This is a genomic window from Micromonospora sp. NPDC047465 (assembly GCF_040643125.1).
In the GTDB taxonomy this organism is placed as follows: Bacteria; Actinomycetota; Actinomycetes; order Mycobacteriales; family Micromonosporaceae; genus Micromonospora.
Window position 1 is genome coordinate 47,210 of the sequence record NZ_JBEYTP010000027.1, and the last position, 12,277, is coordinate 59,486.

Genomic DNA, 12,277 nt, shown 5'->3' on the forward strand with positions numbered 1-12,277 from the left:
TCAGTCGGTGAAGGTCGGGGCGCGGCGCTGGGCGAAGGCGGCGATGCCCTCGCGGAAGTCGGCCGTACCCATCAGCGTGGTCTGCCCCTCCGCCTCCCGGCGCAGCGCCGCGTCCAGGTCCGGGAGCGTCGCCGCGTTGACGGCCTGCTTGGTCAGCGCGGTGGCGGCCCTCGGCCCCTGGGCGATCCTGGTCGCCAACTCCCGCACCCGGGCCTCGAACGTCGAGGCGTCGCACGCCTCGGCGATCAGGCCGATCTCGGCCGCCTCACCCGCGCTGATCCGCTCGCCGAGCAGGGCCGCCCGCATGGCGCGGGCGCGACCCATCGACGCCGCGGCCGTCACCGACGCCCCGCCGTCGGGCATGAGACCGACGGACAGGAACGGCAGCACGAAGTAGGACCGGGACGAGGCGACGACCAGGTCGCACGCCAGGGCCAGCGACGCACCCACCCCGAGCGCGCCGCCGTCCACGGCGGCCAGGACCGGGGCCGGCAGCGTGGTCAGCCGCCGCACCACGTGGTTGGCCGCAGCCATCATCTCCTCCCGGAGGCCCACCGGGGTCGCCGGATCGGCGGCGGCGAGATCCGCCCCGGCACAGAAGGCCCGCCCCCGCCCGGCGAGCACCACACAGCGGACCGTCTGGTCGACGGCGAGCCGGTCGAGGACCGCGCCCAGGCCGCGCATCGCGGGAAGGTCCAGCGCGTTGAGCCGCTCCGGCCGGTCCAGGCCGACCCGGACGACGCCACCTTGCCGCTCGACGACGATACCCACGCCGCCGGCCCTACTCGGCGGCGTCGGCGAGGTGGCGCAGGGCGCGCTTGACGAGCTTGCCCGTCGGCGTCCTCGGCAACCGCTCGACGAACTCGACGCTGCGCGGCAGCTTGTAGCGGGCGATCCGCTCGCCGAGAAACGCGACCAGTTCGTCGGCGAGCGCCGCGTCCGCCCGCGCGCCGGGGGCCGGCTGCACGTACGCCCGCACCGACTCCCCCAGGTCCGCGTCGGGGATGCCGATCACCGCGACGTCGAGCACCCGGGGGTGCAGGATCAGCGCGTTCTCGATCTCCTGGGGGTAGATGTTGACCCCGCCGGAGATGATCGTGAACCCCTTGCGGTCGGTGAGGTACAGGAAACCGTCCTCGTCCACCCTGCCGATGTCGCCGGTCGTGGTCCACGTCGGATGCCGCGGATGCACGGCCTCCCTGGTCCTGCCCGGGTCCTTGTGGTAGCGGAAGGGCAGCTCGTTCCGCTCGAAGTAGACGGTGCCGACCTCGCCCACCGGCAGCTCCGCACCGTCGTCGCCGCAGACGTGCAGAACGCCGACGACCGCCCGGCCGACCGAGCCCGGCCTGCGACACCACTCCTCGCTGGTGATGTACGTGACGCCGTTCAGCTCGGTCGCCGAGTAGTACTCGACGAGGATCGGCCCCCACCAGTCGAGCATCGCCCGCTTGACCTCGACCGGGCACGGGGCCGCGGCGTGCACCGCGCACCGCAGGCTGGACACGTCGTACCTGTGACTGACCGGCTCGGGGAGCTTCAGCATCCGGACGAACATCGTCGGTACCCACTGGCTGTGGGTCACCCGGTAACGCTCGATCATCGACAGCGCGGCCTCGGCGTCGAACCGCCGCATCATCACCACCGTGCCACCGAGGGCCTGGACCACCGCGGCGAACCGCAGCGGCGCCGCGTGGTAGATCGGCGCCGGGGACAGGTAGACGGTGTCGGTGCCGAAGCCGTACATCGGTCCGTACAGCGCGGCGTCGGCGTTGGCCTCGTCGACCTGGTGGTCGGGCAGCGGCGGCTTGATCCCCTTCGGGAAACCGGTCGTGCCCGAGGAGTAGAGCATGTCGGTGCCGCGTGGCTGGCTGGGCAGCGCCTCGGCCGACGCCTGCTCCAGCGCCTCCTCGTACGACGAGTAACCCTCCGCCGGGCCGCCGTAGACCAGCCGGAGGGTGACCTGCGGCGTCTCGGCGACCAGGCGTTCGGCCGCCTCCCGCAGGCCGGCGGAGACGACGATCGCCGCAGCGTCGCAGTCGTCGACGATGTAGGCGATCTCGGCAGGGGTGAGGTGGCTGTTCACCGCCGTGATGTAGAGCCCTGTGCGCAGGGCCGCCCAGTAGACCTCGAACGCGCGCGGCGTGTTGTCGGTCAACAGCGCCAGGTGGTCACCGCGGCGCAGTCCGGCGTCGTGCAGCACGCGCGCGAGGCGGCGTGACCGCTCCTCCAACTGTCGGTAGGTGAGCGTCTCGCCGGTCTCGCCCACGATCACGGCGGGCTTCTCGGGGAACTGGTCGACATGGGTACCGGGATACATCCGCCGCTCCTCAGCGATCCTGTCGCAGCTTCGGTGCCGTGCGGCCCACGGCACGATGACAACGTGACGAGCCCCCGCTAGGTGGCCGCGCGGCCCCCGTCGCCGCCGGTCGGGCCGGCGACGACCACGCCCGAGGAGAGCAGCGCGGACACCTCCTCGGCGCTCAGGCCGGCGCCCCGCAGCACGTTCGTCGAGTTCGCGCCGGCGGGGACGGCGGGACCGGGAGTGGCCGGCGGGGTGCGGCTGAACCGGGGCGTGGGGGCGGGCTGCACGGAGCCGCCGACGTCGACGTACACCCCGCGTGCCCGGTTGTGCTCGTGCGCCATCGCCTCCTCCACGGTCAGCACGGGCGAGACGCACGCATCGGCGTCGGCGAAGACCTCGCACCACTCGTCCCGGGCCCGGGCCAGGAACACTTCGGTCAGCACCTGCCGCATCCCCGGCCACCGCGCGCGGTCGAACCGGTCGCCGACCAAGGCCGGATGCCCGGTCAGTCCGAGCCTGCCCAGCAGCCGCGAATAGAAGGTCTCCTCGATGGCGGCGACCGCGACGAAGCGACCGTCCGCGCACCGGTAGGTGTCGCCGAACGGGGCGTTGGCCCCCGTGTCCCGCTCCACCCGGTCGGCGGCCCTGGCCGCCGCAGCGCCGATCGCGAGGGCCATCCGGGCCGCGACCGAGTCCACGACGGAGGCCTCCACGACCTGGCCCTCGCCGGAGCTGCGGGCTTCGAGCAGCGCGCTCACCACGCCGAGGGCGAGGAAAGTCGCCGCCGCCCCGATGTCCCCGTGCTGCCCGGCGGGCGGCGCCGCCGGCTCCCCGGCCCTCGACACGGGGGCGAGCCCGCCGGCCAGCCCGACGTAGTTCGCCTCGTGCCCGGCCCGGTCCGACCACGGCCCGCCGTGCCCCCACCCGGTGATCCGGCCGTAGACGAGCCGCGGGTTGCGCTCGCGACAGGCGTCCGGTCCGACGCCGATCCGTTCGGCGACGCCCGGGCGGAAGCCCTCGATCGCGGCGTCCGCACCGTCCACGAGGCGCAGCGCGGCGGCCACCCCCTCGGGTCGGGACAGGTCGATCGCGACCGACTCCCGGCCGCGGTTGACGACGCCGAACCGCAGGTGCGCGTCGGAGAACACGGCGGCCGAACCGGGCCTTGCTATCTGGACCACCCGCGCACCGAGGTCGGCCAGCAGCATGCCGCAGAACGCGGCCGGCCCCACGCCGCCGAGCTCGACCACGGTGAGCCCCCGCAGGGGACCGGACCGGTGGGTCACGCCGTGGCTCTCGCGGCGACCAGGGCGGTGAACGGCGCGGGGTCGAGGTACTCCTCGATGCGGACGATCTTCCCGGCCCGGCAGAACACCCGCAGCGCGGCCGGGACGCGCGTCGTCACCCCGTCACCGGCGATCTCGGCGACGTGCTGCTGCCAGAAGCCGTCGGGCAGCAGGGTGCGCCGCACGTCGACGTACCGCAGCGGGCCGATCTTGGCGTGGATCCAGCCGAGGGTGCGCAGGCTCTGCTCCCTGGTCTGGTCCACCTCGTCGTAGTTGTGCCACACCTCGACGTCCTCGGCGTACAGGTCGGTCACCGCGGCCAGGTCGCCCCTGCCGACGGCGTCGAAGAAGCGCTCGGCGATGTCGTCGTACCCACCGGCGGTGGACGCGGTCGGGACAGCAGTCAAGGGTCTCTCCAATGGTCGGGGGCAGCGGCGACGGATCCCGCCGGCGCGGGCGGCGGGCGTCATCCGGCCGGCTGGACGACGACGCCGTCGGCCGCCAGCCGGGCCCACTCCGCACCATCGACGCCGGCCAGGCCGGTCAGGACGTCGCGGGTGTGGCCGCCCAGCACCGGGCCGGCCACCGGCGTCGCCGGACGGGTGCGGGAGAACTTGGGCACGACGCCGGCGGCGGGGATCCGCACGCCGAATCGGTTGGCCAGCCGGACCACCATGTCGCGGGCGGCGTACTGCGGGTCGTTCAGCATGTCGCCGGCGGTGTAGATGCGGCCGGCCGGAACCCCGTTGTCCTCCATGACCTTCAGCAGCACCTCGGCGGTCATGGTGCGCGTCCAGTCGCTGATGATGGCGTCGATCTCGGCCATGTTCCCACCGCGGGCGCCGTGTTCGGCGAACCGCGGGTCCGCGCTCAGCGTCTCGTCGCCCATCGCGACGCAGAGCCGGCGGAACACGGTGTCGGCGTTGGCCGCGATCAGCACCTCGGCGCCGTCGGAGGTCGGGTAGACGTTGGACGGCGCGACGCCGGGCAGCACCGAGCCGGTCCGGCCACGGGTGACGCCCGCGACCTCGTGGTCGGCCATCGTCGACTCCATCAGCGCGGCGACGGCCTCGTAGATCGCGACGTCCACCTCCTGTCCCCTGCCGCTGGCCGCCCGCTCGTGTACGGCGGCGAGGGTGCCGATGACGGCGAAGAGGGCGGCGAGGGAGTCGCCGAGGCTGATGCCGGTACGCGTGGGCGGGAGCCCCGGGTTCCCGGTCGTGTGCCGGATGCCGCCCATCGCCTCGCCGATGCTGCCGAAGCCGGCGTCGCCGGCGCGCGGACCCGTCTGCCCGAAGCCGCTGACGTGCACCATGATGAGCCGGGGGTTGATCGCGGACAGCGCGGCGTAGTCCAGCCCCCAGTCGACGAGCGTGCCGGGCCGGAAATTCTCCAGCACGATGTCGACCTCGGCGACCAGCCTGCGGATCAGGTCCCGCCCGTCGGGCCGGCGCAGGTCGATCGCGACGGACTTCTTGTTCCGGGCGATCGCGGGCCACCAGAGGCTCTCGCCATTCTCGGTGATCCCCCAGCGGCGCATCGGGTCGCCGGTGCCGGGCGCCTCGATCTTGAGCACCTCGGCCCCGTAGTCGCCGAGGAGCTGGCCGGCGAACGGGCCGGCGATGAAACTGCCCAACTCAAGGACGCGGAGGCCGTGCAACGGCCCTGTGGAACCACCCATGGCCGAGAATTGTACACAATCCTTGGCTCCGGCGCGCCGCTTTGCGCCACACGGATCGGAGATCGCATACAACTGGCGTGTGCGCCGCTACACTTCACCCGATCAGTCCACCGAGCGCGAAAAGGCGACGTGACGAGTGACGACGCACAAGGGGAACAGCCAGGCGGCCTACGCCCACATCCGGCAGGCCATCGTCGAGGGGCGCTACCGGCCCGGCCAGCGCCTCGTCGAGCAGCGGATCGCCGAGGAGTTCGCGCTCTCCCGCACACCGGTGCGCGAGGCCCTGCGCCGCCTCGAGGCCGAGGGACTCGTACACAGCGAGCCGAACCGGGGAGCCGTGGTGCGCGGGCTGTCGATCGAGGACGTGGCCGACCTGTACGGCCTGCGCGCCCGCCTCGAGGCGTACGCCGCCGAACTGGCGGCCGAGCGGATCACGGACGAGGAGGTCGGCCTCCTCGACGCCGGGATCGCCGCCTTCGAGGCCGCCCTGCACACCGAGCACGCGGACGCGATCGAGCTGACCCGGGCCGTCAACGCGGCGAACCACCAGATCCACGGCACCATCCTGGCCGCGGCCAGGCACGAGCGGCTGAGCCGGCTGCTGGAGCGCACCGTCGACGTGCCGCTGGTCTTCCAGGCCTTCCGCCAGTTCGACCGCGCCCAGATCGAGCGGTCGCACCTGTTCCACCGGTTGATGCGGGACGCGATCGTCGCCGGCGACGGGCAACGGGCGTCGGCGCTCATGTACGAGCACGTGCTCCAGGGCCGCGACGTGCTGGTCGCCCACATCCAGGCCAACGACACCGAGGTGGGCGAGCTGTTCGCGATGGCGACGGCCGTCGAGGACGCCGCCGACTGACCCCGTACCACCGGCGGGCGGCCCGTCCTGAGCGCTCCGCCCGTCTCCACCCGCGACAACCGCCCGCGAATTGCATACAATCCTCGTGCGGGTTCCCCGCAGCTCAGGTCCGGGAGGAAGCACGTGCCCAGCTTGACCGCACCGACGACCGACGAGGCGAGCCGGCTCGGGGAGCGGCTGCGTGCCGTGCTCGCCGAGCGCACCGGCGACCCGAGCGTGCGGGTCGACAACCTCCGCCGCCTGCCGGCCGGCGCGTCCCGGCACACCTGGTCCTTCGACCTGCGCGGTGACCGCACGCCCCCGCAGGGCCTCATCCTGCGGATGGACGCTCCCGGCGGGTTCGAGGCCGACGCGATGGGCCGCGAGACCGCGCTGATGGCCGCGGCGGGCGAGGCCGGTGTCCCGTCACCCGCCATCCTGGCGTCCAGCACCGATGCCGACGACCTTGGCGCGGCGTACGCCGTGATGGCCCGGATCGAGGGCGAGTCCATCCCCCGCAAGATCCTGCGCGACGAGGAGTACGCGGCCGCCCGCCCGCTGCTGGCCGCGCAGTGTGGCCGGATCCTGGCCCGGATCCAACGCATCCCCCCCGCTGCCGCGCCCGGGCTGGAGGCCCGCGACGAACTCGACACCTGGCGCAGGGCGCTCGCGGACTACGGTCACCCGCACCCGGCGTTCGAGCTCGCGATCCGCTGGCTCGACGCGCACCGGCCGGCGGCCGTACCGCCGCGGGTCGTGCACGGCGACTTCCGCAACGGCAACTTCATCGTCGGGCCGGAGGGGATCCGCGCCGTCCTGGACTGGGAGCTGGCCCATCTCGGCGATCCGCTGGAGGACCTCGGCTGGCTGTGCGTCAAGGCGTGGCGGTTCGGCCGGGTACCGGTGGTCGGCGGCTTCGGCGCGGTCGACGACCTGGTGGCGGCTTACGAGGCGGAGAGCGGGACGACGGTCGACCGCGAGGCCCTGCACTGGTGGCAGGTGATGGGCACCCTGAAGTGGGGCGTCATCTGCATCCACCAGACCGAGCGGCACCGCTCCGGGGCGACCCGCTCGGTGGAGCTGGCCACGATCGGCCGCCGGGTGAGCGAGAACGAGTGGGAGCTGTTGCGGCTGCTCCCCTGACCGGCCGACGAGGCGCCAGGCCGGTCGGCGGAACGGAACGGCGCAGCCGCCCGGCGACGCGAGGACCGGCCGGGCGCCACGCGTCCCGGCCGGTCCTCGCGCGGGCGGTCAGCGCAGCCCGAACTCCCAGTTCCCACCCCTGCGGTACTCGCCGAGGATGCGCCGGCCGACGCTCTGGATGTGCACCTCGTCGGCGCCGTCGTAGAGGCGGGCGAACCGCGCGGCGCGGTACATGTGGCTGAGCGGGGTGTCGTCGGTGACGCCGGCCGCGCCGAAGACCTGCACCGCCCGGTCGACGACGTTGTGCAGCATGCGGGCCCCGAAGACCTTGATCGCCCCGATCTCGACCCGGGCCTGGTCGCCCCGGTCGATCTGCTCGGCCGCCTGCAGGGTGAGCAGCCGGCTGGCCTGGATCTCGGTGTACGAGTCGAAGACGTGCTGCTGCATCAGTTGCTTGTCGGCCAGCGGCCCCCCGAAGGCGGTCCGCTCGTTGAGCCGTCGGCACATGAGGTCGAAGGCCCGCTGGGCCTGGCCGAGCCAGCGCATCGCGTGGAAGATCCGGCCGGGGCCGAGCCGCTCCTGGGCGATGAGGAAGCCCTTGCCGCGCTCGCCCAGCAGGTTCTGCTCCGGCACCCGCACGTTGTCGTAGTCGACCTCGTAGTGGCCGCTGTCGATGCCGAGCACGGGGGTGTCCCGGACTATCCGGTAGCCGGGGGTGTCGGTCGGGACGATGATCATGCTGAACGACGCGTGCGGCGCGGCGTCCGTCTCGGTCCGGCACATCACGGTGGTGTATGCCGCCTTCGCCGCGCCGGTGGTGAACCACTTGCGTCCGTTGATCACCCACTCCCCGTTTTCCAGGGTGGCCGTGGTCCGCAGCCGGGTGGGGTCGGACCCGGCCACGTCCGGCTCGGTCATCGCGAAGCTCGGCGAGATCTCCCCCGCGACCAGCGGCTCGAGGTACGCCTCCCGCCAGTGCGGGCTCGCGTGCCGGTTCAGCATGATCGAGTCCTGGAGGGTCCACGTGCCCAACGCGAGCTGCCCGAACTCGCTGCGCCCCTGCACCTCGTTGACGTAGACGTAGTCGAGGAACGGCAGCCCTCCCCCGCCCAGCTCCGCCGGGTGGCCCAACGCCCACAGCCCCTCGGCCTTGGCCTGCGCCTGGAGCTGCGCGACGAGCCGCGCGGCCTCGGGCCCGCCGGCGTGCAGGACGCTCTCGTGGGGCTCGACCCGCTCCACCATGAACCGGTGGACCCTGTCGCGCAGTGGGCGGATGTGCTCCGGGACCTGGAACGTCATGGCGTCTCCTTCAGGTACGCGGGATTGGCCACACGCAGCTTGGCGGCCACGCTCTCGGCGATCGCGGCCTTCACCTCGGCGTACCGGCCGTCCTCGGCGCCGGACCGGATGGCCTCCGCCAGCCCCGCGTCGTCGGCGTACCCGAGCCGGGCCAGCCGCTGCCGGTGGGCGAGCACGTCGGCGCCACCCTGCGCGAGTTCGCGTTCGACGATGCCCAGGGCGTTCATCGCCACCCGGGTATGGAACCGGGTGGCGCCCGCGACGGCGCCGAGGACCTCGTCGGCGAGGAACTCGCGCACGGCCGCGACCAGTTCGGCGGCGGTGGGTACGTCGTGCAGCGCGGCCCGGGGCGGCACGGTCGTGGTCAACGGCGGTCCTCGGCGAGGCTGGTGGCCGCGCCGACGTCGAAGGCCTCGTATCCCTCGGGCGCGGCGACCTCCACGACCGGTTCCTCGCGGTCGTCGAACTCCAGGCGCAGGGCCCGGCTCATTACGGCGTGCATGTCGTAGAGGCACGTGATGTAGGTCAGTTCGAGGATCTGCTCGTCGGTCAGGTTCGCCTTGAGCACCGCGAAGGTGCCGTCGTCGACCCGGCCGCCGCCGGTGACGAGGCTGTCGGTGTAGGACAGGACCGCCCGCTCCAGCGGCGTGAACAGGTCCGACACGCCCCAGGACGGGATGGCGGCGATCCGCTCCTCGCTCACCGTCAGCGCGCGCAGCGACTTGCAGTGCTGGGAGAAGACGAACTGGCTGCCGCGCAGCCAGCCGGCGCGGGTCTGCCCCAGCTCACGGAGCACCGGGTCGAGCAGCCGCCTGGGGCTGCGGTAGAGCGCGAAGCCGCGCACGGCGTGCTTGAGCACGTCCGGCACCAGCGCGAAGACCGTCCACCAGTCGCCCGGGGTGCCGGCGGCAGTGCCGGGCTCGGCGACCGGGTCCCGGTCGCGGCCGAAGAGCTGGTCGTACATGGTGACGACGATGTCGGCCTCGGCCTCGTCGCGAGATACCTGCCGGAGACGTGGCACGGGTGTCCTTCCTTTCCTCGGTGCGGATCGCGGTCAGGCGGTGGCGGGAACGACGGCCCGGGCCGGCGCGTGACGGACGTCGGAGGGGGTGAACTCCCGGAGGTACGCGGCGAACTCGAGGAGGATCCCGTCGGGGTCCTGGAAGTAGAGCGAGCGGACGAAGACCCCGTCGTGCATCTCACGCGCGACCCCGGACGGGCTGTCGTCGTGGTTGACGATGTAGCCGACCCGCACACCCTTCTCCTTGAGCTTCGCGCGGTACTCGTCGAACTTGTCCGCGGGAATGGTGAAGGCCACGTGGTTCATCGAGCCGACGGCGGTGGTGAACTCGCCCTTGCCGGGGATGGTGGCCGCGGCGGCGATGCCGGGAGCGGCCGGTGGGGCGTCGGGGAACCAGAAGAACGCGAGGTGGTTGCCGCCGCCCAGGTCGAAGAAGAAGTGCTGGCCACCGCCGTCGGGCAGCGCGATGGTCTTGATCAGCGGCAGGCCCAGCACGTTGCGGTAGAAGTCCACGGTGCGCTCCATGTCGGAGCAGACCAGGGCGAGGTGGTTGATGCCCCTGATCTCGAACCCGGTGTTCGTCATCGTCCCGGTTCCTCTCTGGCGGCGCGTCCGGTGCTGGCCGTCCGGCCGGCCCAGACTTGACATGATAGTCAGGTCAAGTTGAGGGGTCAACGGTCTGCGGGACTGCTACGCTTCCGCCCGTGCCGACGCCGTCCCTGCCCCTGAGCAGCCGCGGTCGCGCCACGCGCGAGCGCCTGCTCACCGCCGCCCGGAAGGTGTTCGAGGAGCGGGGCTTCGTCGACACCCGGATCGCGCACATCGCGTCGACGGCCGGCGTCGCCTACGGCAGCTTCTACACGCACTTCCCGTCCAAGGAGGCGATCTTCTACGAGGTCGCCTCGCGGCTGTTCGACGAGATGTTCGCGACCGACCCGTCCACGTCCCGGCCCGCGAGCCCACGGGAACGCCTGGAGCAGGCCAACCGCAACTACTGCGCCCGTTACCGGGAGAACGCCGCCCTGATGGCGATCGTGGAGCAGGTGGCGACCATCGACGAGGGTTTCCGCTCGCTGCGCCAGTCCCACCGCAGGACCACGACCGAGCGCACCGCCCGGTCCATCCGCCGCTGGCAGGCCGAGGGCCTCGTGAGCGTCGACCTCGACGCGTACGTCGCGGCGCAGGCGCTCGGGGCCATGGTCGACCGGACGCTCTACCTGCGGTACGTCCTCGGCGAATCGGACGCGAACGACAACGTGGTGGACACCCTCAACCTGCTGACCGTGCAGGCCCTCGGCCTGCCCCGGGACTGAGGGGCGGCCGGCGGCACCCGGCGGTCGCCTCGGGGCCGGTCGGGTTGCGGCGGGGCTCAGGAGGGCACCAGCGGGTGGGAGTCGCGGATCTCGCGGACCAGCCTGCCCACCAGCTTGCCAAGCAGCAGCCGGGCCTGCTCGTCGGCCAACGCCAGGTCGTCGTCGAAGCGCCGGTGCGCGTGCGCGACCAGGACCTCGGGGGCGGCTACCACCCGGGCACCGCACAGGGTGAGGACCGCACGCAGCTGGGTCTGGGCGCGGGCCGTGCCGAGCATCCCCGGGGAGGCGCCCACCAGGGCGACGTGCTTGCGCCGCAGCGCGGACGCGGTCGGCGGGACCGACAGCCAGTCCAGGGCGTTCTTGAGCACACCGGTGACGCCGCCGTTGTACTCAGGGGCGGCGAGCAGCAGGCCGTCGGCAGCCACCACCTGCGCGCGCAGCCGCGCCACCGCGCCCGGCGGGTCGGGCAGCAGGTCGTCGTTGAACAGCGGCACCTCGCCGATGTCGGCGATCTCCAGTGCCACCCCCTCGGGCGCGACCGCGCGCGCGGCATGCAGCAGCGCGGTGTTGTAGGAGCGGGCGCGCAGGCTGCCGGAGATGCCGAGCAGGCGTACGCGCCCACTCACAGCGCACCACCGAGGTAGGCCGTCAGCACGGCCTCGTCGCGGGCGACGTCGGCCGGCGCGCCGAGGGCGATCCGCTCGCCGAAGTCCAGTACGCAGATCTCCTGGGATATCTCCATGACCACGCCCATGTCGTGCTCGACGAGGACGACGGCGACGCCGAGTTCCTGCCTGGCCCGGACGATGGCACGCACCATCTCCTGCGTCTCGTCGTGGTTCATGCCGGCGACCGGCTCGTCGAGCAGCAGCAGCTTCGGCTCCATCGCCAGGGTGCGGCCCAGCTCGACCCGCTTCTGCAGGCCGTGCGGGAGCGACCCGACCCGGCGGTGCCGGAGGTCGCCGAGCCCGAGGAAGTCGATGGTCCGGTCCACCGCCCGGCGGGCGGCGACCTCCTCGCGCCGGGCCCGGCCGAACCAGAGCACCCCGGCGGGCACGCCACCGCGCATGTGGTGGTGGCGGGCGAGCAGGAGATTCTCCAGCACCGTCATGGTCGGGAAGACCTCGACGTTCTGGAAGGTACGCGCAATGCCCAGCTTGGCGATCCGGTGCGGCGCCCGGCCGACCAACTCGGTGCCGTCGAACCTGATCGATCCCGAGGTGGGGCGGTAGACGCCGGAGATGCAGTTGAACAGGGAGGACTTGCCGGCGCCGTTGGGCCCGATGACGGAGAACAACTGGCCGTGCCGGACGTCGAAGGAGACGTCGGTCAGCGCGCGCACTCCGGCGAACCGCAGGCTCAGGCCCTCGACGGAGAGCAGCACGTCGCTCATC

General features: G+C 72.8%; 14 protein-coding genes. 3 read left to right on the plus strand and 11 right to left on the minus strand.

The features are described from left to right. The 5 genes from ABZ793_RS23140 to ABZ793_RS23160 all read right to left on the minus strand — a co-directional run bounded on the left by ABZ793_RS23140 (position 1) and on the right by ABZ793_RS23160 (position 5,269). Complete coding sequence (locus ABZ793_RS23140; protein WP_357460626.1) at positions 1-771, minus strand: enoyl-CoA hydratase-related protein; 771 nt, start codon at positions 769-771, stop codon at positions 1-3. Between the two features lie 10 nt (positions 772-781). Continuing rightward, a complete protein-coding gene (locus tag ABZ793_RS23145; protein WP_357460629.1) occupies positions 782-2,317 on the minus strand; it encodes an acyl-CoA synthetase in 1,536 nt (511 codons plus the stop codon). A 77-nt stretch (positions 2,318-2,394) separates the two neighbouring features. Then, the gene (locus ABZ793_RS23150; RefSeq protein WP_357460631.1) at positions 2,395-3,588 is read right to left on the minus strand and encodes a CaiB/BaiF CoA-transferase family protein; all 1,194 of its coding nucleotides are present in this window, start codon (positions 3,586-3,588) and stop codon (positions 2,395-2,397) included. After that, positions 3,585-3,995, minus strand: coding sequence for a nuclear transport factor 2 family protein (locus ABZ793_RS23155; protein WP_357460633.1), 411 nt, complete (start codon positions 3,993-3,995; stop codon positions 3,585-3,587). The genes ABZ793_RS23150 and ABZ793_RS23155 overlap by 4 nt, the downstream gene beginning before the upstream one ends. A 59-nt stretch (positions 3,996-4,054) precedes the next feature. Continuing rightward, a complete protein-coding gene (locus ABZ793_RS23160; RefSeq protein WP_357460636.1) occupies positions 4,055-5,269 on the minus strand; it encodes a CoA transferase in 1,215 nt (404 codons plus the stop codon). 136 nt (positions 5,270-5,405) lie between these two features. Between ABZ793_RS23160 and ABZ793_RS23165 the strand changes: the two genes are divergently transcribed. Next, positions 5,406-6,128 carry a GntR family transcriptional regulator gene (locus ABZ793_RS23165; RefSeq protein WP_357460638.1) on the plus strand — a complete coding sequence of 241 codons (723 nt, stop codon included), beginning with the start codon at positions 5,406-5,408 and terminating at the stop codon, positions 6,126-6,128. A 132-nt stretch (positions 6,129-6,260) separates the two neighbouring features. Continuing rightward, the gene (locus ABZ793_RS23170) at positions 6,261-7,250 is read left to right on the plus strand and encodes a phosphotransferase family protein (protein WP_357460640.1); all 990 of its coding nucleotides are present in this window, start codon (positions 6,261-6,263) and stop codon (positions 7,248-7,250) included. Between the two features lie 108 nt (positions 7,251-7,358). Here the strand turns inward: ABZ793_RS23170 and ABZ793_RS23175 are convergent, their stop codons facing one another. From ABZ793_RS23175 to ABZ793_RS23190, 4 genes are read right to left on the minus strand one after another with little or no spacing between them, the layout of a single operon-like run. Further along, complete coding sequence (locus ABZ793_RS23175; RefSeq protein WP_357460643.1) at positions 7,359-8,549, minus strand: acyl-CoA dehydrogenase family protein; 1,191 nt, start codon at positions 8,547-8,549, stop codon at positions 7,359-7,361. Further along, positions 8,546-8,917, minus strand: coding sequence for a DUF6285 domain-containing protein (locus tag ABZ793_RS23180; RefSeq protein ID WP_357460645.1), 372 nt, complete (start codon positions 8,915-8,917; stop codon positions 8,546-8,548). The genes ABZ793_RS23175 and ABZ793_RS23180 overlap by 4 nt, the downstream gene beginning before the upstream one ends. Further along, positions 8,914-9,570: a carboxymuconolactone decarboxylase family protein gene (locus ABZ793_RS23185; protein ID WP_357460647.1), complete on the minus strand. Its 657-nt coding sequence runs from the start codon at positions 9,568-9,570 to the stop codon at positions 8,914-8,916. Before ABZ793_RS23185 ends, ABZ793_RS23180 begins: the two co-directional genes overlap by 4 nt. Before the next feature lie 33 nt (positions 9,571-9,603). Continuing rightward, entirely contained in the window at positions 9,604-10,155 is a 552-nt protein-coding gene (locus ABZ793_RS23190) for a VOC family protein (RefSeq protein WP_357460649.1), read from the minus strand. Positions 10,156-10,274: 119 nt separating this feature from the next. On the opposite strand from ABZ793_RS23190, the gene ABZ793_RS23195 reads away from it, so the two are divergent. Then, complete coding sequence (locus tag ABZ793_RS23195; RefSeq protein WP_357460652.1) at positions 10,275-10,883, plus strand: TetR/AcrR family transcriptional regulator; 609 nt, start codon at positions 10,275-10,277, stop codon at positions 10,881-10,883. Positions 10,884-10,939: 56 nt separating this feature from the next. Here the strand turns inward: ABZ793_RS23195 and ABZ793_RS23200 are convergent, their stop codons facing one another. Together ABZ793_RS23200 and ABZ793_RS23205 are read right to left on the minus strand one after the other, a co-directional pair. Next, positions 10,940-11,509 carry an NAD(P)H-dependent oxidoreductase gene (locus ABZ793_RS23200; protein WP_357460654.1) on the minus strand — a complete coding sequence of 190 codons (570 nt, stop codon included), beginning with the start codon at positions 11,507-11,509 and terminating at the stop codon, positions 10,940-10,942. Next, the gene (locus ABZ793_RS23205; RefSeq protein ID WP_357460657.1) at positions 11,506-12,276 is read right to left on the minus strand and encodes an ABC transporter ATP-binding protein; all 771 of its coding nucleotides are present in this window, start codon (positions 12,274-12,276) and stop codon (positions 11,506-11,508) included. Before ABZ793_RS23205 ends, ABZ793_RS23200 begins: the two co-directional genes overlap by 4 nt. Position 12,277 lies beyond the last annotated feature (1 nt).